The 26539-nt window shown below is 36.1% G+C and carries 24 protein-coding genes and 4 tRNA genes; 9 read left to right on the top strand and 19 right to left on the bottom strand.

Annotated elements, in window-relative coordinates:
* Positions 1-6: 6 nt before the first annotated feature.
* Positions 7-483 (top strand): CreA family protein, encoded by a 477-nt coding sequence (locus PF028_RS00140; RefSeq protein ID WP_270860646.1) that lies wholly within the window; start codon positions 7-9, stop codon positions 481-483.
* 426 nt (positions 484-909) lie between these two features.
* On the top strand, positions 910-4122 hold the full coding sequence (gene ccsA / locus PF028_RS00135; RefSeq protein ID WP_270860644.1) for a cytochrome c biogenesis protein: 3213 nt from the start codon (positions 910-912) through the stop codon (positions 4120-4122).
* 174 nt (positions 4123-4296) lie between these two features.
* On the opposite strand, the gene PF028_RS00130 is transcribed toward ccsA, so the two are convergent.
* The 4 genes from PF028_RS00130 to lepA are packed head-to-tail and all read right to left on the bottom strand — an operon-like array spanning position 4297 to position 8498.
* Complete coding sequence (locus PF028_RS00130; protein WP_270860643.1) at positions 4297-4758, bottom strand: hypothetical protein; 462 nt, start codon at positions 4756-4758, stop codon at positions 4297-4299.
* A gap of 12 nt (positions 4759-4770) precedes the next feature.
* On the bottom strand, positions 4771-5664 hold the full coding sequence (locus tag PF028_RS00125) for a radical SAM protein (protein WP_270860642.1): 894 nt from the start codon (positions 5662-5664) through the stop codon (positions 4771-4773).
* On the bottom strand, positions 5664-6686 hold the full coding sequence (hemE, locus tag PF028_RS00120) for a uroporphyrinogen decarboxylase (RefSeq protein ID WP_270860641.1): 1023 nt from the start codon (positions 6684-6686) through the stop codon (positions 5664-5666). The genes PF028_RS00125 and hemE overlap by 1 nt, the downstream gene beginning before the upstream one ends.
* A 21-nt stretch (positions 6687-6707) precedes the next feature.
* Positions 6708-8498, bottom strand: a complete 1791-nt coding sequence (lepA, locus tag PF028_RS00115; protein WP_270860640.1) for a translation elongation factor 4 — start codon at positions 8496-8498, stop codon at positions 6708-6710.
* Between the two features lie 193 nt (positions 8499-8691).
* On the opposite strand from lepA, the gene PF028_RS00110 reads away from it, so the two are divergent.
* Positions 8692-9507, top strand: coding sequence for a transporter substrate-binding domain-containing protein (locus tag PF028_RS00110; protein ID WP_270860639.1), 816 nt, complete (start codon positions 8692-8694; stop codon positions 9505-9507).
* A gap of 328 nt (positions 9508-9835) precedes the next feature.
* Here the strand turns inward: PF028_RS00110 and PF028_RS00105 are convergent, their stop codons facing one another.
* On the bottom strand, positions 9836-10381 hold the full coding sequence (locus PF028_RS00105; protein WP_270860638.1) for a YceI family protein: 546 nt from the start codon (positions 10379-10381) through the stop codon (positions 9836-9838).
* A 134-nt stretch (positions 10382-10515) separates the two neighbouring features.
* Here PF028_RS00105 and PF028_RS00100 point away from each other — a divergent pair, with 134 nt between their 5' ends.
* Complete coding sequence (locus PF028_RS00100) at positions 10516-10677, top strand: hypothetical protein (RefSeq protein WP_270876332.1); 162 nt, start codon at positions 10516-10518, stop codon at positions 10675-10677.
* A gap of 73 nt (positions 10678-10750) precedes the next feature.
* Here PF028_RS00100 and PF028_RS00095 read toward each other — a convergent pair whose 3' ends face one another.
* From PF028_RS00095 to PF028_RS00075, 5 genes are all read right to left on the bottom strand, one after another.
* Positions 10751-11686 (bottom strand): ribose-phosphate pyrophosphokinase, encoded by a 936-nt coding sequence (locus tag PF028_RS00095; RefSeq protein ID WP_270860637.1) that lies wholly within the window; start codon positions 11684-11686, stop codon positions 10751-10753.
* A gap of 66 nt (positions 11687-11752) precedes the next feature.
* The gene (locus tag PF028_RS00090; protein WP_270860636.1) at positions 11753-13543 is read right to left on the bottom strand and encodes a DNA polymerase III subunit gamma/tau; all 1791 of its coding nucleotides are present in this window, start codon (positions 13541-13543) and stop codon (positions 11753-11755) included.
* A 208-nt stretch (positions 13544-13751) separates the two neighbouring features.
* A complete protein-coding gene (locus tag PF028_RS00085) occupies positions 13752-14324 on the bottom strand; it encodes a c-type cytochrome (RefSeq protein ID WP_270860635.1) in 573 nt (190 codons plus the stop codon).
* Between the two features lie 78 nt (positions 14325-14402).
* A complete protein-coding gene (locus PF028_RS00080; protein ID WP_270860634.1) occupies positions 14403-15635 on the bottom strand; it encodes a major outer membrane protein in 1233 nt (410 codons plus the stop codon).
* A 224-nt stretch (positions 15636-15859) separates the two neighbouring features.
* Entirely contained in the window at positions 15860-16294 is a 435-nt protein-coding gene (locus tag PF028_RS00075; protein ID WP_333720459.1) for a hypothetical protein, read from the bottom strand.
* Between the two features lie 144 nt (positions 16295-16438).
* Between PF028_RS00075 and PF028_RS00070 the strand changes: the two genes are divergently transcribed.
* The gene (locus PF028_RS00070) at positions 16439-16831 is read left to right on the top strand and encodes a hypothetical protein (protein ID WP_270860632.1); all 393 of its coding nucleotides are present in this window, start codon (positions 16439-16441) and stop codon (positions 16829-16831) included.
* 188 nt (positions 16832-17019) lie between these two features.
* Positions 17020-17111 (top strand) — tRNA-Ser (locus PF028_RS00065).
* Positions 17112-17166: 55 nt separating this feature from the next.
* On the opposite strand, the gene PF028_RS00060 is transcribed toward PF028_RS00065, so the two are convergent.
* Positions 17167-17754: a transglycosylase SLT domain-containing protein gene (locus tag PF028_RS00060; protein ID WP_270860631.1), complete on the bottom strand. Its 588-nt coding sequence runs from the start codon at positions 17752-17754 to the stop codon at positions 17167-17169.
* A 141-nt stretch (positions 17755-17895) separates the two neighbouring features.
* Here PF028_RS00060 and PF028_RS00055 point away from each other — a divergent pair.
* The 3 genes from PF028_RS00055 to PF028_RS00045 all read left to right on the top strand — a co-directional run bounded on the left by PF028_RS00055 (position 17896) and on the right by PF028_RS00045 (position 18148).
* Positions 17896-17971, top strand: a tRNA-Val gene (locus tag PF028_RS00055).
* A 17-nt stretch (positions 17972-17988) separates the two neighbouring features.
* Positions 17989-18065 (top strand) — tRNA-Asp (locus tag PF028_RS00050).
* Between the two features lie 7 nt (positions 18066-18072).
* Positions 18073-18148, top strand: a tRNA-Lys gene (locus PF028_RS00045).
* Positions 18149-18284: 136 nt separating this feature from the next.
* On the opposite strand, the gene PF028_RS00040 is transcribed toward PF028_RS00045, so the two are convergent.
* From PF028_RS00040 to rpsB, 8 genes are all read right to left on the bottom strand, one after another.
* Complete coding sequence (locus PF028_RS00040; protein ID WP_270860630.1) at positions 18285-19031, bottom strand: DUF3108 domain-containing protein; 747 nt, start codon at positions 19029-19031, stop codon at positions 18285-18287.
* 147 nt (positions 19032-19178) lie between these two features.
* Positions 19179-20783 carry an arginine--tRNA ligase gene (gene argS, locus PF028_RS00035; RefSeq protein ID WP_270860629.1) on the bottom strand — a complete coding sequence of 535 codons (1605 nt, stop codon included), beginning with the start codon at positions 20781-20783 and terminating at the stop codon, positions 19179-19181.
* Positions 20784-20786: 3 nt separating this feature from the next.
* Complete coding sequence (locus PF028_RS00030; protein WP_270860628.1) at positions 20787-20996, bottom strand: twin-arginine translocase TatA/TatE family subunit; 210 nt, start codon at positions 20994-20996, stop codon at positions 20787-20789.
* A gap of 11 nt (positions 20997-21007) precedes the next feature.
* Positions 21008-21610 (bottom strand): guanylate kinase, encoded by a 603-nt coding sequence (gmk, locus tag PF028_RS00025; protein WP_270860627.1) that lies wholly within the window; start codon positions 21608-21610, stop codon positions 21008-21010.
* A gap of 1 nt (position 21611) precedes the next feature.
* Positions 21612-23396 carry a hypothetical protein gene (locus tag PF028_RS00020; protein WP_270860626.1) on the bottom strand — a complete coding sequence of 595 codons (1785 nt, stop codon included), beginning with the start codon at positions 23394-23396 and terminating at the stop codon, positions 21612-21614.
* A gap of 77 nt (positions 23397-23473) precedes the next feature.
* Positions 23474-24118, bottom strand: a complete 645-nt coding sequence (locus PF028_RS00015; RefSeq protein WP_270860625.1) for an ABC transporter ATP-binding protein — start codon at positions 24116-24118, stop codon at positions 23474-23476.
* 2 nt (positions 24119-24120) lie between these two features.
* A complete protein-coding gene (tsf, locus tag PF028_RS00010; RefSeq protein WP_270860624.1) occupies positions 24121-25173 on the bottom strand; it encodes a translation elongation factor Ts in 1053 nt (350 codons plus the stop codon).
* Positions 25173-25967 (bottom strand): 30S ribosomal protein S2, encoded by a 795-nt coding sequence (gene rpsB, locus PF028_RS00005; RefSeq protein WP_270860623.1) that lies wholly within the window; start codon positions 25965-25967, stop codon positions 25173-25175. Before rpsB ends, tsf begins: the two co-directional genes overlap by 1 nt.
* Positions 25968-26539 lie beyond the last annotated feature (572 nt).

The following is a 26539-nucleotide window of genomic DNA, read 5'->3' as shown; positions in this document are numbered from 1 at the left end:
AAAACTATGAAAAAAATATTTTTGGCTTTCGTTTTTGCCATTTTTGCATTTGGCGATGATTATGAAGTCATCGATTCTGTGCCGACTTCGTGGCGGTTGCTAGGCAAAAACGACCGCATTGAAGTCATTTCTGTTAAAGACCCTAAAATAGACGGCATTAGCTGCTATGTATCGTATGCCAAAAAAGGCGGCGCAAAGGAAATCGTGGGTGTCGAAGAAGATACATCTGATGCTTCTGTTTGGTGCGTTCAGACTGCACCAAAAATCATCATAAAAGAAAAACTTGAAAAAGAGGACATTTTTAAGAAAAAAAGCTCGATTTTGTTTAAAAAGACCCATGTCGTGCGTATGTTTGACGAAAAGGAAAAAACGATAATTTATCTAGCTTATTCTGACAGGCTAATTGATGGCTCACCGAATAACTCAGTTTCAGCCATAGCGTGTAATCAAGCAGTGGGAAGTGTTTGCGAATTTAGGTATTAAATTCTATTTAGAAATCAGCCTAGCTTTTAATTCCCCAGACTTGAACGGATTAAGGCGCAAATTTATGCAGTTTCATCGCTCATTACCGCCACAGGTAACTTCGCTTGAAACTGCATAAATTTGCGCCTTACTACGCCTATCCTGTCTTGAATATTTTCTAGCAAATCAACTAAATTTCAAAAAAATTCAACTTAAATTTAAACTGCGTATGCCGACGATTTTCAAGGAAATATTTTTGCTTCGCAAAAAAACGCTTCGCCTGTTTTGCTACGCAAATTCTCGCAATGACAATGGAAATGAAATTTGCAAATTTAAATTTTAAAGTAACAAACACACAAAATAACGCAGTTTAAAAAATTTTTAGCTAATAAAAAGTCTTTATATTGTAAAATCACTCGGTTAATTTTAAAAATTTAAAGGACGAAAATGAAATACTTTTTAAGCATTGGTGCTGCGTCGTTTTGGCTACTAGTATTTGCCGTAGCTTGCGCCGTCGCAACGATAATAGAAACAGTTTATAGCACCGAAGTTGCTTGGGCGATGGTTTATAACACACTTTGGTTTGGCGCTATAATGGTGCTTTTGGGCATAAATTTGGCTTACAACATAGTAAAATACAATCTTATTAAAATCAAAAAACTTCCTGCGTTTTTATTCCATTTTAGCTTTTTATTTATCCTTTTGGGTGCGATTTTGACGCGATATTTCGGCTTTGAAGGAAATATTCACATTAGAGAAAACGAAAGCTCAAATTTGGTTTCGACAAGAGATTTTTATATCCAGCTTGTTGCCCACGATGAAAAGGGCGAATTCGTAAGCGCTAGTGAGAAAAACTACCTTTCGCTAACGGGCAAAACAAATTTTGACATCTCGCTTCCTTATAAAGGCAAGAGTGCAAATTTAAAATATACAAAAAGCGTCGCAAACGGCGGTATGAACTGGGTTGAAGGCGAAAACGGCGAACCGCGAGTCGAGTTTTTGTTTTCAAATAGCCAACACAAACGAAACATTTCGCTAAAACAAGGCGAAAATATCGAAATCGGCGACTTTGATTTTGCTTTTAATACTATGCCAAAACAGCCAAAATTCATCTATATCAAGCTAAAAGACGGCAAATTTTATCTAAATACAAATTTAGAAATCACGCAAACAAAAATGGCTGATATGAGTAAATCGGTTTTAGAAAAAAACACCGACATAGAGCTTAGCGAGTTGGGGCTTTATAGTTTTGAAGATTTAAATTTTGCCCCTGTTTCGCTTTTGAAATCCGCAGTTAAGGGCTTTACAGAGCTTCCAAAAGATACTCGCGGCGAAGAGGCGATTTTAGCGAATTTAAGCTACAACGGCGAAGAAAAAGAAGTTTATCTTATATATGGTCGAAGCGGCGAGAATTTTAGCGTTGGCGGAGAAAATTTTGTTGTAGCGTGGGCGCCAAAAAGTGTAACGCTTCCTTTTGAGATGAAGCTAAAAGATTTCAAACTTGATCGCTATCCGGGCTCAAATTCGCCCTCAGGTTATAGTAGCGAAGTCAGCGTCATAGACGGCGAAAAAAGTTTTGATTATGAAATTTATATGAACCATGTGCTTGACTGGGCGGGTTATCGCTTTTTCCAAAGCTCGTATGATACAGACGAAAAAGGCACGATTTTATCGGTAAATAGGGATCCGGGTAAAATGCCTACATATATCGGGTATGGGCTTTTGATTTTGGGTATGTTATTTAACTTTTTCAACCCAAATTCAAGGTTTATAAAACTATCAAATTTGATAAATGAAAGCACGAAAAGAGAGAATTCTATGCCAAATTCGCAAAATTCAAAAACACAAAATTCAAAAAACGAGAATTTGCCAAATTCAAATTCTAATAGCGAAAATTCGCAAAACGAAAACCCACAACCAAAGAAAAAAAATAAAAAATCTAAAAAATCAAAAGGCGTGGTTACTGCGCTATTTTTAGCTTTTTTGATAGGAATTTTCACTCCAAATTCGCTAAAAGCCGACAATTTACCACAAATCGACAAATCTCACATAAATGAGCTTAAAACGCTTGTTATACAGGGTTTTGACGGGCGTATGGAGCCGTTTGATACCGTCTCACGCGAACTTTTAAGCAAAATTTATCGCAAAGAAAATTTTCAAGGGCTAAATCACAACGCCGTAATGCTATCTTTTATGGCAAATCCTGAGTTTTGGAAGAGTGCTGAAATCATAAAAGTAAGCGAAAAAGAGTTAAAGAAAATTTTAGGCATTGCCGAAAATAAAACTCACGCTAAAATGGCAGATTTTTTCGAAACTGGCGAAGATGGGACACCACACTATAAACTTACGAAAATGGTCGAAGAGATAAATCGCAAACCGCTTGGAAATCGTGGTGTCTTAGATAAAGAGATTTTAAAAGTCGATGAGCGAGTAAATATCTTTTATATGTCGTTTGTGGGCGAATTTTTCCGTGTCATACCAAAGCTAAATTCGCAAAATAACGAGTGGTTTTCTTATGTTGGTGCTAATATGTATTTTAGTGGAGACGAGAAAGAAAAAGCACTTGGAATTTTAAATAAATATTTTGATAGCGTAGTAAATGCACAAAAAACAGGCGACTGGGAGAGCGCAAATTCGGCACTTCGTGAGCTAAAAGAGTATCAACTAGCTCACGCAAAAGAGATTATGCCGACCGATACGGCGATTAAATTTGAAGTGTTTTTTAATAATTTTAAAATTTTTACTCGCTTAATTCCTGTTTATATTTTGGCAGGGCTATTTTTACTAGCTTTTGTTTTTGTGCGTATGATGAGCCCAAAAACGCAAATTTCGGGTGCATTTAAGGCTGTTTATATCGTAAATTTTATAGCTTTTGTGCTTCATACCATAGGGCTTATTATTCGTTGGTATATTTCAGGTCATGCGCCATGGTCGAATTCATACGAGTCGATGGTTTATATCGCTTGGGCGTTATCGCTTAGCGGTATGATTTTTTCTAAAAAATCGGCTATTTCTTTGGCGCTTACTTCTATAATGGCAGGAATTACGCTATTTGTGGCATTTTTAAGCGGTATGGATCCGCAAATTACTAATATCCAACCGGTTCTTAAATCATACTGGCTTACAATCCATGTTAGCGTTATTACGGCAAGTTACGGATTTTTAGGGCTTTGCTGGTTGCTTGGAATTTTTACTTTGATTTTATTTATTTTTCAAAACCCAAAGAAAAATGCCGAATTTTCACGCAACATAAAAGAAGCAACGCATATTAACGAAATGTCGATGATTTTGGGGCTTTGTCTGCTAACGGTCGGAAACTTTTTAGGCGGTGTTTGGGCGAACGAGAGCTGGGGGCGATACTGGGGCTGGGATCCAAAAGAGACTTGGGCTTTGGTTACGATTTTGGTTTATGCTGCGGTTGTGCATTTTAGATTTATACCGAAACTAAACGATCAATACGCCTTTGCCGTAGCTTCTGTATTTGCATTTTCAAGCGTTGTGATGACATATTTTGGCGTGAATTATTATCTAAGCGGTATGCACTCTTACGCAGCAGGAGAGCGAGTGCCAGTTCCGGCTGTGGTGTGGATTTTGGGGTTAGTGCTGATTTTGTTAGCGTTTTTTGCGTATTTTAAGAAGGATAATTCGCAGAAATTGTAAATTTGAGTAAAAACCGTAGTGTGGGCATCCCTGCCCACCAAATTTTACATTTATTAAATTTATCATTTTAATTATTTGTGTAACCATTATGGTGGGCAAAACGCTCACCATACGATACTAAACAAAATTTGCCTAATTTGCCATTGCGAGAATTTTGCATAAGCAAAATTATCATTAAAATTTTGATATTCTCATTTCAAAAACTTTATTTTCTAATTCAGTACTTTTTTTAATAGACAATCCTGTTACCATAAAATACGGAACAAATTTATTATAAAATCTATTATGCTTATAAAATGATACTGCACTTCCAATCGCAGAAGATACGCAATGTGTACATAAGAAATCTTTTTTATAAATTATTTGTTTTATTCCGAGCAAACTTTCATATTCAATTCTATCTTCATAAATTTCAATATAATCAAAAAGCAAAATATAATATAACCAATGTGAAAAGAATAAAGCAAATAAAAATCCACCACAGCGAGTTATAAAATCTGTTCCATAAAAAGTTGCCAACATAGCAATCATAAATGGAATTCCTAGTCCAATCAATTCCAAAGGCACATATATCCAATTTCTTGTATCCAATCTATAAATTAACTTTGGTTCGTCTTCTAAAATCTGATTTTGCAAATTTAACCTTTATTATAAAACTTTATAAAATCCGTCTTTTAGGGTGATTTTTCCTAAATTTAGCAAATTTGCTAAATTTGCTTTGGAAAGTTCGCTAAATTTGGCTTCTACATCGTTTAGGCTTTGGGGACGGCGAACTAGCATAGATAGAATTTCATCTTCGCTAAAATCGAGCTTTTCGCTATCGTATTTTGGTTTTGCGACTATATTTACGCTTTGATTTTTCAAAAATTTGCTTAAAAATTCTAGCCTCTCGTAACTTACTGGCTTAGCGTTTTTAAACGCAGGCGGACGATCAATCGTGCCTAAATCAATGCGAGTGGGATTTATTTTTTCAAGCACCGAATTTAGAGTTTCAAATTCGCTGGCAGTATCATTAAGACCAGCAACAACCAAAATTTCAATAACTAATTCACCCCTAAATTCAGAGCTAAATTTAATCAAATTTGAGATAATTTCGTCCAAATTCACACTACTATGCGGATTATCGATTTTTTTAAAAGTTTCACTAACCACGCTATCAAGGGAAAATTTGCAAATATCGCATTTCAAAAATGCTTCGTAATTTTGCGAAATTCTGCTCGAATTTGATAAAACTAGCAGTTTTTGAGGCAGTTTTAAAGCCTTAATTTCGCTTACAAGTTCGCCAAATTTAGGGTGAAGACTAGGTTCGCCATTAGCCGTAAGCGTGATGACTTGGGTATTTTTAAATTTATCTAGCGCAGTTTTAAGCTCATCAAGCACGGGCGAAATATCGCAAATCTCGCTCATTTGAGAAATAGGCTTTTTCGCTTTTAACTCGCAATATGCGCAGTTGAAGTTGCATTGCTTCGAATTTGGACTTAAATCAATCCCAAGGCTCTGCCCAAAACGGCGCGAACTTATGGGACCGAAAATGTATTTCATTATCTCGCGCTCATTTCATGCACTAAATTTATGAAATATTTCGCATTTTCCACAGGAATATCAGGCAAAATTCCATGCCCCAAATTGAAAATGTGCGGGCGATTTTTCATAACTTCCAAAATCTGCGAAACACCTGATTTTATGGCTCCTTTATCATAAAGGCGGGTTGGCTCCATATTTCCTTGAAGCGTGTATTTCTCGCCAAGCTTCTGTGCAGCTAACTCTATCGGAGTGCTCCAATCCACGCCAAAAACATCGAAATTACCGCTAATCTTATCCAAATATCCGCTAATGCCTTTTGGAAAAACAATAATCGGCACTTGCGGAAATTTCGCCTTTAAATAGTCGCAAATTTCTAAAATATACTTCCAGCTAAACTCGAAAAATGCGCTTTCTTCTAATGCACTCGCCCAGCTATCAAAAATTTGCACGGCATTTACGCCGTTTTTGATTTGGTTTTCAAGGTAAAGTTTGGTCGCTTCGGTTACGCTTCGCAAAATCTCGTGCAAAAGCTCAGGGTTAGAATACGCCATTTTTTTGCAAATCGCATAAGTTTTAGTCGTGCCGCCTTCGATCATATATGTCGCCACCGTCCAAGGCGAACCACAAAAGCCAATTAGCGCCTTATCATCGCTTAAATTCTGCCTTGTTAGTGCAACCGTATCATAGACATATTGCAGATTTTTCACGGCTTTTTCGGGACTTAAAGCCTTTAAATCTTCCAAATTTTTCAAAGGATTTTTAAATTTTGGACCCTCGCCTGCGACAAATTCCAAATCAAGCCCCATTTCAAGCGGAACAACCAAAATATCGCTAAATAAAATCGCCGCATCGACGCCTAAAATCTCCACAGGCTGGATTGTAACCTCACTAGCCTTGCGAAAGTCCTTGCAAAGCTCCAAAAACCCGCCCACGCTTTTTCGCACTGCCATGTATTCTGGCAGATAACGCCCTGCCTGTCTCATCATCCACACAGGCGTATAAGGTGTCGGTTTTTTCAAACACGCATCTATAAAAATCATCTTGCAACCTTTTTATCAAATTTAATCAATCTTTAACACACTTAAAAACGCTTCGCTTGGCAAATTTACCTTACCGATAGCTTTCATGCGTTTTTTGCCTTCTTTTTGCTTTTCAAGTAGCTTTCGCTTTCTCGTTATATCGCCGCCGTAGCATTTTGCGGTTACATTTTTGCCCATAGATTTGACATTTTCTCTTGCGATTACTTTGTTTCCGATACTAGCTTGGATTGCGACCTCAAAAAGCTGTCTAGGGACGATCTCTTTCATCGCTTTTACCAAGTCCCTGCCTTTTGCAAGAGCTTTGTCTTGTGGGACGATGATAGAGAGCGCATCGACGGTTTCGCCTGCGACTTTAATGTCAAGCTTAATCAAATCGCCCACTCGATAATCGCTTGGCTCATAATCAAAACTCGCATAGCCTTTTGTGCCGCTTTTTAGTTTGTCATAAAAGTCCATTATGATTTCATTTGTGGGAATATCGTATTCGAGCAAAACCCGCTCAGGCGTGATATAGTCCATTTTTGTCTGGATTCCGCGACGATTGTTTAGCAAATTTATCAAATTTCCTAAAAATTCGCTCGGGCTTATGATTGTCGCTTTGACATACGGCTCTTTTATATAATCGATTTTCTGCACAGGCGGAAGTTCGCTTGGGTTGTGAATTTGCACCATTTTTCCGTCAGTTTGATAGACTTCATAGGTTACGGTTGGAGCTGTGGCTATTAAATCGAGATTAAACTCTCGCTCTAAGCGTTCTTTAACCACTTCCATGTGCAAAAGCCCCAAAAACCCCACACGAAAGCCAAATCCAAGTGCAAGTGAAGTCTCAGGCTCGTAGCTTAGTGAGCTATCATTTAAGCGAAGTTTATCAAGGGCGTCGCGAAGTTCTTCAAATTTATCGGTTTCCACAGGGTAAATCCCGGCAAAAACAAATGGTTTTGCCTTTTCAAATCCGCCTATTGGCTCGTCGGCTTTATTTTTAACAAGCGTGATAGTATCGCCGACAGCGACATCTCCAAGCGTTTTTAAGCCCAAAACGACAATGCCGACTTCTCCGCTTGAAATTTGCTTTGTTTTTATAGGCGCTAAGGGGTTTGGATACATGAGATCTAGCACTTGGTGCTTTCCACCCGTTCCCATTACTAAAACTTCGTCATTTTTGCAAATTTTTCCGTCATAAATCCGCACTAATGCGAGAGCTCCCAAATAACTATCAAACCAACTATCATAAATCAAAGCTTTTAGCGGTTTTTCATTGTCTGTTTTAGGGGCTGGGATTTTTTGGATAATTGTTTCGATTAGCTCTTTTATTCCTTGTCCTGTTTTTGCGCTAACTTCGATAGCTTCACTGCAATCAAGCCCGATGATATGCTCGATTTCATCTTTTACTCTCTTAGGATCAGCAGCCGGAAGATCGATTTTATTTAGCACGGGGATTATTTCGAGATTGTTTTCAAGTGCGATATAGACATTTGCGATGGTTTGAGCCTGCACGCCTTGACTCGCATCTACGACCAAAATCGCACCTTCGCAACTAGCTAGTGAGCGAGAAACTTCATAGCTAAAATCCACATGTCCGGGAGTGTCGATTAAATTTAAAATATATTTTTGCCCTTGATATTCATATTCAAGGCGAACGGATTGTGCTTTTATGGTGATTCCGCGTTCTTTTTCTATATCCATTGTGTCCATGATTTGTGAGCTCATTTGGCGATCTTCAATCGCCTTGCACTCGCTAATAAGCCTATCTGCAAGCGTGCTTTTTCCGTGATCTATGTGAGCTATAATGCTAAAATTTCTAATATTATTCAAGTAAAAATCCTAAAATTTGATAAAATTCGTAAAATATTGCCATAAATTCAATTAAATTGCCATAAATATATGAAATTTACTTAATATATATAAATTAAATAAATTATATTGAAATACTAGATATTATTTAACTTTTATTTATTTTTTAGTAGTAGCATTTTATCAAATATTTTTATTTTTAAAGGAGTTAAAGATGAAAAAAGCATTAGGTTTATTGATGAGTGCGGCTTTGACATTTTCATGTGCAAATACGCTAGATCAAATCAAAAGCGCAAACACCATAAGGATTGGCGTTGCAGATCACTCTGCACCATTTAGCAGAATCAATAGAGACGGCGAATTCGAAGGCTTTGAAGTTGATTTAGCGAAAGAACTTGCAAGAGCTATTTTAGGTGACGGCGGTAGAGTCGAATTTATCGCTATAAAGACAGCAGAGCGCGCAAAAGCAGTTACTGAAAATAGAGTTGATTTGCTTATAGATAACTGGGCTAGAACATCAGCCAGAGCCAAAGAAATGGACTTTTCTATCCCTTATCTTTCAGTTACACTTGCGACAGTTTCTCCAAAATCAGCAGCTATCCATAAAGTCGCTGATTTAAATGGTAAAAAACTACTTGTTATCCCTGATAGTAACTCTGATGTATGGGCAAAGAAAAATCCAAATTTAGGTCAAATTGTTTATTGTCATAGCAATAGAGAGTGTATGGATGCTTTGCTTGAAGGTCAGGGCGATGCATATATGCACAATATCGTTAATGTTGCAACTGTTCCATTGCTACATGATGATTTTGAAATAGGTATCCCAAGAATAGGACAAGTTTTGTTTGATTGTGTTGCTACTCAAAAAGGAAATAGCGATCTAATCCATATCATAGATGAAAAGATTTTGGACTTGGCAGATAAAGGCTATTTTCATGATGAATATACAAAAACTTTTGAACCATTTTATAAGGGTATGGTTGATGAAAAATTATTTATCCTAGAAGATATTTACGAAGCTTTCCAATAGGAATCTTTCATATCACTATAACCGACATTACCTTTGGTGGTGTCGGTTTTTTTATGCCTAAATTTTCTCGTTTTTTATATGAAATTTTTAAATGCAAATTTTATTTTATTAAAAATTTGTCACTTTTTTGTAACACAATTTTGAAAAAATTTTATTTTTTGTTTTTTTTTTTTGTATCCTACAACCAAAAAATTTAGAAAATTTTTGCAAATTTGTGTATAGAAAAATAATATAGATTTAGACAAATTTTATAAAAAAACAGAAAAAGAGTATAAATTTGCACAAATTTGGTAAAAATTCGTGCAAATTTTTCATCATAAATTTTAATTTATTTTATAGCTTCAATGTCGATTGAAATTTTAATTTCATCGCCAAGCATTGCAGTAGAGCTATTTGGAGCAAAGTTAAAGTCGCTTCTTTTGATTTTGCCTTCTAAGCTAAAACCGATATGCTCTTTGCCTTTTTGATCTGCTTGAACACCGCCAAAATCATAATCGAATTCGACCGCTTTTGTAACATCTTTTATAGTTAAATTTCCGATGACTTTATCACCTTTAAATTCGCTCATCTCAAATTTCATCTCAGGAAATTTATCGCTATCAAAAAAATCAGGCGCACTTAGGTGCTTATCGCGCATTTCGTTGGCTGTATCGACAGAAGCAGTTTTTATAACACCGGTTAGTTTGTTTAGTTTTTCGCCCTCAGCGTCGATAACGCCGTCAAATTCTTTAAATTTGCCGTTAGTCGTGCTAACGCCCATGTGTTTGATTTTAAAGCCAACATTTGAGTGAGCTTTATCAAGTGCGTATTCGGCTGCATTTACGCTACCGCACAAAAAAGCAAGAGTTGCAACTGAGTAAATAATTTTTCTCATTTAATATCCTTTACAAATTAGAGTTTCGAAATTGTAATAAATTAGGAATAACAAAAGATAAACGAGAGCAAATTTTGCTTTGAATTTGGGCTTTAAATTTGATTTTACGAGAAAATTTTGGTTTTTAATTTTTTTTGATTGAGCTGTTGTGCGAATTTACGCTTTGGCGATTGCTTCGTTTTTTCGCAGAAAAAACTCGCAATGACAATGGAGAGAAATTTAGAATTTCAAAAACAATTCAACTTAAATTTGGTAATCAAATGCCGACGATTTCGCACAAAACTAGCATAAGATAAGACTTATTGCGTCTATCGTTGCGAGTTTTGTGCGAAAGCTAGGCTGAATTCAATTTACAAAAATTTGCAAACTTTATTTAATATCAAACAAGCTATTTACACTCTCATCGTGATAAACCCTGCGTATAACTTCCCCAAAAAGCGGCGCCACGCTAATGACCTTAATATGCTCGTTTTCTTCTTTTAGCGGGATAGTATCTGTTACGACTAGCTCATCGATCGCACCTGTTGCTATGCGTTCATAAGCAGGACCGCTAAGCACAGCATGCGTGCAATACGCCATAACGCTGTTTGCGCCGTTGTTTTTAAACGCTTCGGCAGCTTTTACGATGGTTCCAGCAGTGTCAATCATATCGTCGATTAAAACGACATCTTTGCCATTTACATCGCCGATGATATTCATAACTTCGCTTTTGTTGGCTTCTTCTCGGCGTTTATCGACTATTACCATATCAAGACCAAGCTTTTTAGCAAAGCTTCTAGCTCGTGCCACACCGCCTACATCTGGACTAGCGATGATAGGATTTTTAAGATTTTTAGTTTTTAAATACTCAGGAAATACGATAGAGCCGTAAAGGTTATCCACAGGAATATCGAAAAATCCCTGAATTTGCCCTGCGTGTAAATCCATAGTAACAACACGGTCAATGCCTGCTGCTTGGATCATATTTGCCACAAGCTTTGCAGTTATCGGCACTCTTGGAGCTGCTTTGCGATCTTGCCTAGCATAGCCAAAATACGGAATTATCGCCGTTATACTACTAGCCGAACTTCGTTTTAGCGCGTCACTTAAAATCAAAAGTTCCATTAAATTCGAATTTGCAGGAGCACAGGTCGGCTGGATAATAAAAACATCTTTGCCCCTAACGCTTTCGCCTACTTGGACGCTGATTTCGCCGTCGCTAAAAGTTTTAATCGCACATTCCGATAAAGGAAGCGACAAATATTTTGAAATTTTCTTTGCAAATTCAGGATTTGCAGTGCCGGAAAAGATTTTATAACCTCGCATTTTTTACCTTTTTTTAAATAAAATTTTCGTCAAATTCTACATAAAACTTGCTTTTAAATTTGTTAATTATTCGCTTATTTTTTTGTGCGCTCCAAAAAGCCTATCAAGCTCCCTAACCAAACTATCATTTGTATTTGAAGTGCCGTTAGATATGGTGTTTTCAAGCGCTTTTACGGCTCTAAGAGTTTTGCTTATTTGCTCTTCTTTGTTATCATTTTTGACATAATTTAAAAATTTATTGCTTTCATTACTAACGCTATTTTGAGAATTTTGCGAATTCGTCGAATTTGACGAATTCAAATTTGCTGAATTTATCGAATTCGTCGAATTTACTGAATTTTGCAAATTCGAATTTGCCGAATTTTCTAAATTTTCATCATTTTTTTTTATATCATCGCCACTTTGCATTTTGATTGTCGCGGCATTTCCAAAAACCTTTCGCACAACCGCCATTATGGCTTTTGAAGCGTTGCGAAGTGCGATTTTATCGTTATCTTTGGCATTTGAAAGCAAATGCAAAGTATCATCTTCAAATTTGATAAATTCAACGCATTTTTTAAATCTCTCGCCCAAATCATAATCTCTATCATAAATTTTTTCCAAAAATAGCTCATAGCTTGGAGTTTGATTGCCTTGCGAATTTAAAGCCGAATTTTGCAAATTTGCACTAGAATTTGATAAATTTTTTGCTTGATTTTGCGAATTTGGACTTGGCACAGAAGTTAAATTTTTACTCAAATTTCCGTCAGCCACCGACTGGTTTGATGGCGAATTTATCGTTTTAGAAACTTCGATTAGCTCATCTATACTGCGTAAATTTACTGCTTCCATCATCATAAAAATCATCATAGATAGCGTAAATCCGTTATCTGCGCTAACGCCTAGCATTCCCTTTGCTTCGCTTAAAATTCTAAAAAATCGCTCATACATTAAAGTATTAAAATTATTTTTTACCCTTTTTTCTCTACTCTCATCGCTTTCACTTGGGAAAAATTCATCTTTTAAATTTGCGATAATCTCGTCGATTATGGTCTCGGCACTATAATTTTCAATCTCTTTAACAATCTTAATTGCCTTAGTTCGGTCTTGCTCTAAAACAACTTTTAAAATTTCATCGATTTTATCGGGATCAAGGAGCCCCAGCATATCGGCAACAGCACTTGCACTTACGCTCTCGCCGCTATAAATGATAGCCTGATCTAGCAAAGTAAGCGTGTCTCTTAGCGAACCGCTACCTGAACGAGCCAAAATTTCAAGCGCTTCTTTTTGATATTTTATATTTTCGTTATTTAAAATTCGCTCCAAATGCGCCACGACGGCGTTTTTTGGAATCGGCTTAAAGCGAAAATGCTGTGTGCGAGATAGCACGGTAACAGGAAGCTTTAAAGGGTCAGTCGTAGCTAGGATAAATTTGACATAGCTAGGTGGCTCTTCAAGTGTCTTTAAAAGGGCATTTGAAGCCTCTTTTGTAAGCATATGAACTTCATCGATGATGAAAATTTTAAATCTCGCACTCGCAGGAGAATACTTCGTCTGCTCGATAAGCTCACGAATATCGTCGATTTTACGATGACTAGCGGCGTCCATTTCGATAATGTCGATATGGCGACCTTCATTTGCCATAATGCAACTTGCACACTCTTCGCAAGGATTTCCCGTAGGTCCCTTTTCGCACAAAAGGGCTTTTGCAAAAATTCTAGCACTTGAAGTCTTACCGCTACCGCGAAGTCCGCTAAAAAGATAAGCATGACTTAAACGCCCCGAATTTAACGCATGAGTAAGGCTTTTGGCGATAGTATCTTGCCCGATAAGTTCGTTATAATTTTTTGGTCTATATTTGAGTGCTAATGCTTGCAAAATTTCTCCTTGAAAAATGTAATATTACAAAAAATTTGATAAATTTCTAATAATTTTTGAAGAAAATTTGATTTTAATTGCCAGATAAAGAAATTGAAAAATTTTTATTAGTTTTTAAGTCAAACAAAGAATTTCATTATCTAAATTTACAAATTTCCAAACTAGAAAATTTGTAAATTTAAATTCTTTGTTTGTTTTGAAAATAAATTTATTTCAGATACGAACCTTGCTCGGTCGGGGTTGTTTGGATCGGTTTGTTTTGATTTTCCCAGTATGCACCGCCGATAAAACTTCTATTTAAATATGGATCATCTTCGCCTTTAATATAAGCGATGATCAAATCAAGCTCAGAATCTTGCACCTTCATAGCTTCTGTTCGCATTATCATTTTAAATTTACCGCCATGTTCGCTATCGGTTATATAAGAGTGTAAATTTGTAGCTATCTCTTCGCCTGTTAGATCTTTTAGACGAGCTGAGACGCCGTAAGATCTTTTCTCGCCTTTTTCGCCATGACAAGAAGCACACTTTTGCATAAAAACTTTTCTACCCGCTTCGCTCATAGCTCCTACTTGACGGTATCCGCTCACAGGCGCACCGTTTGCGTTAGGGGCTTTTTCATATACATTTACTGAGACATTTCCGTCTTTGGAATGTTTTTGCACTAACTCTTTTAACTCTTTTGCGAATTCACCTTTTGCTTCAAAAACATAGCTTTCTTCTTCTGCAAAAATAAAACCAAGTAAAAAACATACCAAAAAAGAAATTTTAAATATCTTCATCTAAAAAACCTTTGCTTAGAATTTAAAAAGGGCGAAGCAAAAACTTCGCCCGAGATTTTATCCAATTATAGTAAATAATTAGAATTTGTATTGAGCTTGAACTCTGAAAGTTTTGTCATCAACCATAGTTTCTGGTTCATAGTCGATATGTGAATACCATGAAGTGAAGTTAAGTTTTTTGTTGTATTTGTAACCTAGTCTTCCTACGATTTCTTTTGCTTTGAATTCTTCTAGACCAACTGTGTTGCCTTTGTTGAATTTACCATCAACATAATCTACACCAAAGCTTATGCCTGTATTTGGAATTTTGTAACCAGCAGTTACGAACCAATAATCATTTTTGCCAGCATAAGCGTGATATGAGCTAACACCGCTATCTGGAACCATTACTTGACCTGCTGAGATAAATTGACCATTGTCATCTAGTGAGCTTAGGCTATATTTGCCGTCTTTTGCTTTGTAATATACATAACCTGCACCCAAATCAAAACCGAATGCACCGAATTCTGCTTTACCAGCTGCGAATTTGCTATCTGCTGCATTAGGAACTTTCTCTTTAAGATCTCCGTCCATATCTGTGAAAGCATATTGACCTGTTACGCCAAGAGTTATATCATCAGTGATATTGAAGTTTAAGCCTGCTTCAATAGCAAATAGATTTGCTACATCTTGTAGGCTAGCATACCAAATTTGGAAAGCAAGTGGATCATAAGAACCGATAGCAGCTACACCATATAGGTTATGGCTTAGAACATCTCTTTGCATCGCAGTTCTGATTGCAGTACGAACTGCACCATTTTTACCGTCTAGAACATCGCCGTCATTTTGAAGAGCGTCAGCCCACAATGCTGCAAGAGTTAAACCTTGAATATCAGTATTTACTACTTTAATACCATTACCTAGCATGTCATCTGTGAAGAATGTTCCAAGATTATAGCGACCTACCATTACAGTTGTTCCGCCTACATTGTAGCCTAGTAAAGCTTGTGTTACAACAAAACCTTCTGTATCAAAACCTCTATTGGTTACGCTTTCGCCAGATGAACCAAGGTCTTTATCTGCACCGTATTGGAAACCAGCTAACATAAAGAAATTGTCATCGATTTTTGTTTTTAGAGTAAGAACTGATTTAAATTTCCACCAGTTGCCATCGCCTACATAACCGCTTCTTTTTGCATTTTGATATCTAACGAAAGCCATTCCGCTTAGATCAACATCTTTAATAGCTTCTTCCAAAGCAACTGCACTTGCTGAACTTACAAGTGTGCTTGCAGCGATAGCTGCTGCTAAACTTAGTTTTACTAATTTCATTAGAACTCCTTAAAAAAGTTTTATGGCGAAATTATAGCATAAAAAGACCTATTTTTACTTAAATCAATCTTAAATTTACTAAAATATTGCCAAAAAGTTACCAAACATTTACCAAAATTTACCGAAATTAGGCGATTTTATCTTTTGTTATTTTTTTGTAACTTTCGGACAAATATCTTTTTTTGTTATTTTAGCTTTTATTATTTCCAAAACAAAGCAAAAATTTAAAATTTCAACCCATTTATAGATGAAATTGTCGAGCTATCAAGCGGTATGTATGAGACACTATCGCTATGTTTTAGCTCTCCGGCGTCCATTTTTAGGTATGGTTCGACAACCGAGCCGTCTAAAACCCTGCCACAAAGCCCCGAGCGGTCAATGCGAACTTCCATAACGCGCATTCCGTGAAAAATGAATTTCAAGCACTCTTTCTTTTTTACCTTAAATGCGCTATTTTTAAAATCCACGCTTGTCATTTCTTTGATATTTGTTGAGTAGCGACCTTGCGTGAGATTGTATGCGATAACATCGCTAAGAGCGGTTTTTAGATCTAGTTTAGCGGCGGCGACTAACGCATCATCGCGCGAAGCACTTAGGCGTGGAAGAGCAACTGCTGCTAAAATACCGATAATGGCGATAGCAAAAATAAGTTCAATCATAGAAAATGCTTTTTTCATATTTTATACGCTCCAAATTTTTTATGAATTTTACGAAAATTTTTTAAATTTAGCCATTAAATTTGCAAAAATTTATCAAATTTGATAAGATTTCCGCTTTTAAATTCACAAAAATAGGATAAAAATTTGAAAAATTTATTTTTTAGTGCTTTTTTGGCGATAATTTTTTGTGGTTGTGGTTTTTTAGGTAGTAGTGTTTCGAATTTGCAAAGTGCAGATGGCGTAAAATGCGAAATTTTAAGCTACGAACGCCATAGCAAAACAAACTACACATATAAATTCAAGGTTTTGAAAAATAACCAAATTTACAGGGCAAATTCGCCAAGATATTATTACAACAGCGGCGATATGGTGTTTGTGATGATAAAAAATGGTGTGATTATAAATATGATTTTAGATCAAAGAAATCCAAATTTACAAACTCGAAATAGTGGCGCAAACGACGGCGAAATCGTAAAAAAAGTGCTACGACAAAATAATGAAATTTCAGTTCCAAAATCTGAAAATATTAGTTTTTAAGCACGATTTTTGGAATTCTTACCGAGTATTTACCGAAATAAAATATAATTTCAATATGCAAAAGATGTTAGAACTTCCTTTCAAAGCCCAAAAGAGAAACCTTGTGGAAGGTTTCTCTTTTTTTATGGCTAATTTTTGATTTTTAAGCACAATATTAGGTTTATTTGATATAATTTCGTTTCTTGCTTGGACAGATGGGTGAGTTGGCCGAAACCACACCCCTGCTAAGGGTGCAGCTTCTAACCGGGGCTCGAGGGTTCGAATCCCTCTCTGTCCGCCACCTACTTAAATTTACAAGATTTTAAATTCGTGCAAATCATCGCAAAACCGCTAAATCAATACGGACTTCCGAAAAATGACTCATAATTTTTATAGAATTTATTGTAATAAGGATTTGATTTTCGCTTTCGCATGCCGTAGTTGTAGCACTCGATCGTGTCTTTTATGTTTTTGTTTTTGGCGTTGTAGCATTTTCGCAAAACTTTGGCGCATTTTGTGAGATTAAAAACCGGATTAAAGGCAAATGGTATTTCGTTTGCGCCGAAATTTACCGAATTTAGCTGCCCTAAACCGACATCTATGTTAAAACCGCTATCTATCAGATTTTTAGCAATCGCCGTTGCATAAGCTTCATTTATAGGATAAATCGTAACAACCCATTTAGCGCGATTTAAGCTATAAACGCTAGTTTTTATGATGATATTTGGGGTTTGAAGTTTGGCAAAATGATCGGCATTTGCTTTATTTGTCAAAAAAGAGATGACAAATGGGTTAAAATCGCTCTCAATCTTTACAATCGTGTATAAAATTTCAGGCTTTACGCCCTCTTTTTGCGCCACGAAATTAATCGAATTTAAAATATCATTTGGCGTATAGGCAAACATTTGCACCGAAAAAACAAACAAAAAAAGCAATTTTTTCATATTTTTATCTAAATTTTCCAAAAATTTTTTGTAAGTATATCAAAAATTTAAAATAAATTAGCTTTTTTTATGAAATTTAAGTAAATTTTTATTATCTTGGCTGTATAATTACAATTCTTTTGCAAAAGATAGCAAAGGAAAGGTCGCTTAGCTCAGTTGGTAGAGCGCCACCCTTACAAGGTGGATGTCATAAGTTCGAGTCTTATAGCGACCACCATTTTATTACTGTTTTGTGCGATGGTAGTTCAGCTGGTTAGAATGCCGCCCTGTCACGGCGGAGGTCGTGGGTTCGAGCCCCATTCATCGCGCCATTTAGGTGTCTTGCTAGCTCAGTAGGTAGAGCATCTCCCTTTTAAGGAGGGGGCCGTTGGTTCGAATCCAACGCAGGACACCATTTTTTTTGCTCAAAATTTATGAAATCCGAAAAAAATTGATTGTTAAATTTAAGATTTAGCGTGGTTTTTGCGATACTGCGTCAAATTTTTTAAATTTAAGAAATTCTCAAATTTGGCGCAGTATCTAAGATAAATTTATTCCAAAAGCTCGGCTCTAATATCTCCAAAAAGTAAAACATTTTTCAAAATCGCTTTATTTGCGTATCCGCGTTCGTTTAAACTCAAATAAAGCTCACCCCTAGCGCTAGAAAATATTTTTTGATTTATAAAAACGATATACGGGTCAAATTCGCTTTCAAGCTCATTTTGAACGGCGGTTTTTTGCTTATCTTGTGGGATTATTATGTCAATTCGCCCGTTTTCATTTTTCGCACCGACTGCGGTTGTGTAGAATTTGTTTGATGAGTGCTGGAGTTTTGAAAAGTTAAAAAACAGGCTTAAAAGGTCGTTTGTGGCATAATATCCTAGTTTTTCGTTTGAAATATCCATTTTTTCGCCTTTGTAGCCACTTTCTCGCTTTAAATTTACAGCCGAATTTGCGTGATCAAATGTAAAAATTTTGCGCGAAATTCGCTCTTTGCCTTTTTTATTGCGATTTACTTCGTGCGTGTAAATATCAGGCACCAAAGTATTTCCTATGATTTTGCCTTTTGAGTGAAAATATTCGCGGCGATTTCCGCTAATGGAGTTTGTAAGCCCTGTGGTTTTGGCATCCAAAGTGATTTCGTATGTTTTTTTGGCTTCATCTTTTACAAGCGTGGCATTTGCTACGCCAATCTCGCCAAAAATGCCGAATTTAACGGCATACTTCACGCTGACACTCTCGCCAAAAGCCAAATTTACAAATATTGCTAAAAACGCAAAAAATTTAAATATTTTCATAAATTTACCTTTTTATCAATTTTTTAAAACTCAAACTCTATTGAATTTTAACTCTTAAATTTTACCGATATAGTTTAAATATGTGAAAAATCATAATTTAATGTAAGCAAAAAATTATCACAAAGCCGTTTTTTGGCTTTGTGATAACTACATTTTTTCTTTTGCGTTTAGTCCCATTAAGCTAAATGCCGTGCGTATCGACAGGGCTACAACGGCAAAAAGTTTAAGTTTAGCTTCTTCGTTTTCGCTTCCGACTACTCGGTTTTCGTTGTAGTATTTGTGAAAATCGGCAGCTAGGTTTTTAAGATAATCAGGAATTTTTTGCAAACCCCTACTAGAAAAAGCTTCATTAAGCACTTCATTTAAAGCAAGTGCGTTAAATGCCAAATTTACGCCGTTTTCATCAAGCGAATTAAAATCAGCTTCCAAAATTTCATCGACGCTTTTCTCTGCTTTTGCAAAAATTTGATTAATTCTTGCATGAGCGTAATTTATATAGTAAATCGGATTTGAGCTATCTTCGTTTTTAAGCTCGTCAATGTCGAATTCAAGCGGCGTTTCGCCTTTTTTGCTGATAAACATAAATCGCAAATTATCCTTGCCGATAGCACTTAAAACATCGCTCATCAGCACACTTGTGCCAGATCGTTTGCTCATTTTAAACGCTTCACCGTTTTTTAGCAAATTTACCATTTGCATAAGTGCGATTTCAAGGGCATTTTCGTCATATCCTAAAAAATGAATCGAAGCTTTAAGGCGTGGTATGTAGCCGTGGTGATCTGCCCCCCAGACATTTATGTAGCGGTCGTATCCGCGTTCAAATTTATTATTATGATAAACAATATCACCCGCTAAATATGTAGGACGCCCGTCTTCTCTAACTACAACGCGATCTTTTTCATCGCCAAGCTCGGTTGATTTTATCCAAATTTTGCCGTCATTTTTATACATTTGTCCGCTTTTTTCAAGTTTTGAAATCGTGGCGTCAAGCTCGCCGTAAAGCGACTTTTCGCTAACCCAGTTTTGTATAAAAATTCCGGCATCGCTTAAATCTTTTTTGATGATTTTTAAAACTTCATCTTTGCCAAATTCGGCAAGCTCCAAAACTCTACTTTCATCGTAAAAAATTTCCTTGCCAAATTTGCTAACGACCGAATTTACAAGCTCATCGATATACTCGCCGCGGTAGTATTTTTCAGGATACTCAACGCTTTCGCCAAAAAGCTCTTTAGCTCTTAAAATCATCGAAATGCCGAGCAGCTCGATTTGATTTCCGGCGTCATTTATATAATACTCAGTATCAACCCTAACGCCTAAATAATTTCCCACGCTTTGGAGCACATCGCCATAAACAGCACCCCTGACATGCCCTATATGAAGCGGTCCTGTGGGATTTGCACTGATATATTCAAGTAGAATTTTTTCTTTTAAATTTTCATTAATGCCAGATAATGCTCCGTTTTTGGCAAATTCGTTTTTCAAATTTAGAGCTTTTTTGCTTAAATTTCCTAAAAATTCGGCTTTTAGGTGAAAATTTAAATATCCATTTACGGCACTTGCGCTTAAAATTTCGCTATTTTCAAATTTAAGGGCTAGCTCTTCTGCTATGATTTTTGGGGCTTTTTTAAGCTCTTTTGCGAGTGAAAAAGCCACAGGCGAAGCATAATGCGCTAAATTTTTATCTTTTGGTTTTTCTAAAATAATATCTTTACCAAGAGTTTTTTTAATCTCTTTTAAAACTAAATTTTTCAAACATTAAGCCTTTTTTGTATCGCTAACTTCGGCTTCTTCGTCGCTAGTTTCAGTTTTTTTAGTTACTTTTTCAGGCTCGTCATCTTCCATCTCTTTTTTGAACGATTTTATACCTTTGCCTACGCCTTTTGCTAGTTCAGGGATTTTTTTTGCTCCGAAAAGCAACACGATAATAACTAAAATAATAAGCATTTGTTGGACACTTGGACCCATTTTTTCTCCTTTTACCAGTTATCAATAAATTCGGTTAAATTCAAATTTTTTGTATTGCATTTAATCGATTTAAAGATAGATTTTAAATTTTGATAAGCTTTTTCTAAATCATCATTGATAAGCAAATAATCATAATCTTTTATATGCGACATTTCGCCGACTGCGTTTTCAAGGCGTCTTGCGATGTCATCGAGCGTGTTTGTATTGCGATCTTCAAGGCGTTTTCGAAGCTCGTCGCTGTTTTTTGTCGTAAGAAAAACAGAAGTTATCTCATCAGGAAATATGCCTCTGACAATGTCAAAACCTTGAACATCAATATCAAAAATAACTATTTTATCATCTTCAAAGGCTTCTAATACAGGTTTTAGCGATGTTCCGTAATAATTTTTATGAACCAAAGCCCACTCTAAAAATTCGCCGTTTTCTATGCCTTTTTTAAACTCATCAATGCTTAAAAAATAGTAATCCACGCCATCTTTTTCGCCTTGACGAATTTCGCGTGTGGTGCAAGAAATGGAAAAATAAATATCTTTTTCTTCTTTCATCAAACGATTTATAAGTGTGCTTTTTCCGCTTCCGCTTGGACCTGAAATCAGTAAAATTTGCCCTTTCAAACTATTTATCCTTAAAAGCAATATTTAGATCAAATTTTAGATTTCTTAATGCCTTAGCTAATTTTTCATCACTAGCAACACTCATTTCGAAAGCTTTTTTAAATGTTTCTTCTAGTTTTTCTTTTAACTCATCAATGCTCATTTCTTCGTCATTTTGAGCCAAAATTTGCTCTTTTTCACTTTGATTTTTTTGCAAATTTTCATTGTCTTGTTTTTCGTCTTCGTCTTCCACTTTTTCTTGTGGTTTTTCTGGCAATTTTTGCAACTCATCATCTGCAAATTTGCCGACTTCAACGAGTTTTAAACTAGAAAAATCTTTTGGTTCTTCAACTTTTTTAGTTTCGATTGTTTGTTTTGGGAGATCATTGATGATAGGAATAGCAATCTCATCATCCGATACAAGCCCGATTGGCGCTTCATCTTGTGGCTCATCGACTAAATTTACTTTATTTGTATCATCGTTTAAAATTTCTAACGGAGCCACTTCGTCGCTACTGATATTTTGGGCTTTTCCGTATTTTGTATCATCAGCTAGGCTTGATGGAGTAAAATCATCAATATTTGGAATTTCTAGTGGTGGCAATTCATCATCGTCAAAGCTTATATCGTCTTGTTCTAGCAAATTTAACGGCGCAAAATCATCGTCATTTGGCATTTCTAGCGGCGGCAACTCATCATCGTCAAATAAATTTGTATCATCTTGTTCAGCTAAATTTAAAGGCACCAAATCAATATCATCATTTAGTTCAAGTGGCACAAAATCATCATCTGCCTGTTTGATCTGCGAATTTTCTTCTGTGTTTAAATTTTGAATTTGCGCAAGATTATCGCTAGTAGCCGAATTTTGCCCGTTGTCATCTTTGGCAAAATCATCTTTATCGATGCTATTTAAAATTTGATTAAATTCCTCTTGTTCGTTTGAAACTTCATTTTTTTGCATATTTTGGATAAATTGATCAAGAGGAATATCATCATCTAGCTCAAAATTATCATCTATGCTTATTTCGTTACCGTTTGGTTGCGAATTTTGTAAATTTTCCACACTCTGTGAATTTTGTAAATTTTGAGAATTTTCTGTGCTTTGATTTTGCATATTTTGGATAAATTGATCAAGCGGAATATCATCGTCCATATCAAAATTCTCATCTAACGGTATTACAGGCACAGCCAAATTCTCGCTAGTTTGTGCGTTTTGTGTCTCGACTTTTGTCTCGGCGATATTTGTCGTTTGAGAGCTCTTAGCTTTTTGGTTAAGTTCTTTTAAGATTTCATCGAGCGGTCTATCATCATCTAGTATATCTATGACATTATCTATATTTTCGCTACCGCTAGGCATAATGGCACCCCCTATTTGAATTTTTTCTTGATTTTGTGTAGGCATATCGTCGATTTCTTTGACGATTTGGCTTATGGTTTGTATATCTTGTGCGATTTTTTCGCCCATAGCTTCGCTAAAAGTATTATCTAAATTTTGAGTTTCGTCGCTGTTAGAATTAGAAACAAAAGAGCCAAAATTTGTTAAAAAATTTATCAAATCTATCGGCAAAAACGGCTTTGGCAAAGACAAATTTGACGAAAAGTTACCGATTAAATTTTTCGGAACCAAAAAAAGTGTTTTTGTTTTATCAAATTCCGAAATATCGCAACCATCATCATAATTTTTAATAATCAAATCATATTCGTCTATGTCATTTGAGTATGGCAAAACTTCCGCATTTATGCGTTCGCAACAGATATTTACGACATTTGCGATCGAAGCATTGTTATTATCAAGTAAAATTTTCATTTTGCAACTCTCTTACGACAAATTAATAGGATATTTTAGAACATTTTTTATTATTAGTTGCTTATTTTTGGATAAATTTATGAGATTTTTTCTAATTTTTTTTCGTTTAAGCGATAAACCGTGGAGCATTTTTTGGCCAAATTTTCATCGTGCGTTACTAGCACGAGTGCGCCACTGACTTCTTGGATATAATCAAAAATCACGCTCATTACATCATTTGCCGTATCTTTGTCTAAATTTCCTGTGGGTTCATCGGCAAAAATTATTTTTGGTTTTTTACTTAGCACCCTTGCTATGCTAATTCGTTGTTGCTGACCGCCACTAAGATCCCCTACGCTTTGTTTTACGACACTTTGGATTTTTAGCTTTTGCAAGATTTTCTCATCGATCTCTTGTTTTGTAAGTTTTGCAGCTAGTTCTATATTTTCATACGCTGAAAAGCCCTTAAAAAGGTAGTGTGATTGAAAAATTATACCAAAATCATTTCTGCGAATTTTGATTTTTTCATCATCTTTAAGTGAGTAAATTTCTTTTTCATTAAAATAAACTTCGCCCAAATTTGGCTTTAACAAAGTGCATAAAATGTGCAAAAGAGTGGATTTCCCACAACCGCTCACACCCAAAACGGCTATGCTCTCTTTTTCGTGGATTGATAAATTTATATTTTCAAAGAGCGTATAATCATACGCATGAGTAAGATTAACGCCCTTTAAAAGTTCCATTTTTAGCCAATTTGAGCCGCAACTTCGGCAGCAAAATCATCAACTTTTTTCTCTAAGCCCTCGCCTACTTCGTAGCGAACATAGCTTGTGATAACGATATTTCCGCCAAGTTCTTTGCTTTTTTCAGCGATAACTTGCTCGATAGTTTTTTTATCGTCCATTACGAAAAATTGTCCCAAAAGTGTTAATCTTTGATCTAAAATCGTATTATCGGCAAAAAATCTATCTATTTGACCCGGAATTATCTTATCCCAAATTTGCTCAGGTTTGTTTTGTTTTTTAAGTTCGGCTTTTAAATCTTGCGTTACACGAGCCAAAACTTCATCTGTGATTTGAGATTTTGAGCCAAATTCAGGGATTTTATGAAGCGGTTTGCCTAGTCTTACAAGCTCTTCATTTTCTTTTTCTAGCTCAGCTTTAAGCGCTACAACTTCTTTTTCGATAAAATCTTTATCAAATTCGTTGTAGCTAATAACGCTTGGTTTCATCGCAGCTGCGTGCATACAAAGTGATTTTAAAAACTCGCCCACTTTTGCTTTATCGGCACCACCGCACTCGGCAGCGATGACAACGGCAACTCTGCCGTTTGAGTGCAAGTAGCCGCTTACTACTTCGCCTTTGATAGTATCAAATCTGCGAACAACCAAATTTTCGCCGATTGTAGCGATTTGATTTTTTAAATAATCTTCAAATTTAACGCCGTCGATTTCACTAGCGTTTAGCTCGTCGATTGTTTTTAAGCCTTTTGCTTGAATTTGATTGATTGTTTTTTTAACCATATCGACGAATTTTTCGTTTTTAGCGACAAAGTCTGTTTCTGAATTTACTTCGATTAGGCTTCCTGTTGTGCAGTCATTATTTATCAAAACTTGCGCTAAGCCTTCACTAGCTAGTCTATCAGCTTTTTTAGCAGCTTTGCCAAGACCTTTTTCGCGTAGCCAATCAACAGCCTTTTCCATATCGCCTGCTGTTTCGACCAACGCTTTTTTACACTCTAACATACCTGCTCCGGTGCTTTCACGGAGCTCTTTTACCATTTGTGCTGAAATTTCCATTATTCTGCGTCCTCTGCTGTTTCGAAATCTTCTTCGCTCATCGCTTCTTCTACGATTTCATCTTTTTCTTCTTGGCTTACTTCTGCTTTTTCTTCGCTTACTTCGCCGTCTTGGTCTCTTAGCGCTTTTCCTTCGTTGATAGCCTCAGCCATTTCTTGGCAGAAAAGTTGAACTGAACGGATAGCGTCATCATTGCCCGGAATTGGGAAATCTACAACATCTGGGTCGCAGTTTGTATCTAGTGGAGCTACGACAGGGATTTTTAGTCTGTTTGCTTCTGCTACGGCGATTTTTTCTTTTACTACATCGATGACAAAAATCATATCAGGCAAGCTTTTCATATTGCGAATTCCACCTAGATATTGCTCTAATTTCTCTTTTTTGCGGCGTAGCATTAGGGCTTCTTTTTTTGTTAGAAGGTTGATTGAGCCGTCTTCTTCCATAGCTTCGATGACTTCTAGTTTGCGGATTGATTGTTTGATAGTGCTGAAATTTGTTAGCATACCGCCTAACCAGCGATGATTTACAAATGGCATTCCGCATTTTTCGGCGTATTCACGCAAAGTCGCACCTGCTTGTTTTTTAGTGCCGACAAATAGCACTGTTTTGCCCTCAGCTGCTGCGTCGCGAACGACATTGTAAGTGTAGCGGAAGTAGCGGATAGTTTTTTGCAAATCTATGATATAGATACCTTTTCTCTCGCCGAAAATGAATTTCTTCATTTTTGGGTTCCAGCGGCGTGTTTGGTGACCAAAATGAACGCCACATTCTAATAAATCTCTCATTGTAACCATGAGTTTTCTCCTTATGGGACTAGCCCGAAATTTAGTTTCTTCCTCCGCATTTTTTAGCAAATTTAGGGCTTTTTGGGCGTGAAAATTGCTTTCACAACTTGCCAAATTTGCAACTAAATAAGGATAAATGCGTGTGAAATGAAGTGTGGATTATACTGAAAGTATGCTAAATTTAAGATAAATTTATGGTATAAATTGGAGATTGAACCCAGCCTAGCTTTTTTGTGATACTTCGTTTGGACTTCGTTCGATAGCCAAAACAGGCTTATCTCACTCGTCCAAACTCGTAAGCACAAAAAATCGTCGGCATTTGTCGTTTAAATTTAACATTGAATTGTTTTGAAATTTCAAATTTGCTTCCATTGTCATTGCGAGAATTTGCGTAGCAAATTAGAAGCAATCGCCAATGTTTAAATTTACAAAACAACTCAGTCCAAAAATTTGCGTTAGCAAATTTTCCATAAAACCAAATTTAGAAAAAAGTTTGCAAACTTTTTTCTAAATTTGCCACGATAAAAGCGTGCAGGGTATGGGGGTTGTTAAGGGGGAAAGGGGCGCTTCGCAAGTCAGCC

The organism is Campylobacter sp. CN_NE2, from assembly GCF_027797465.1.
In the GTDB taxonomy this organism is placed as follows: Bacteria; Campylobacterota; Campylobacteria; order Campylobacterales; family Campylobacteraceae; genus Campylobacter_B.
This window is presented reverse-complemented; position numbering and strand designations above follow the sequence as displayed.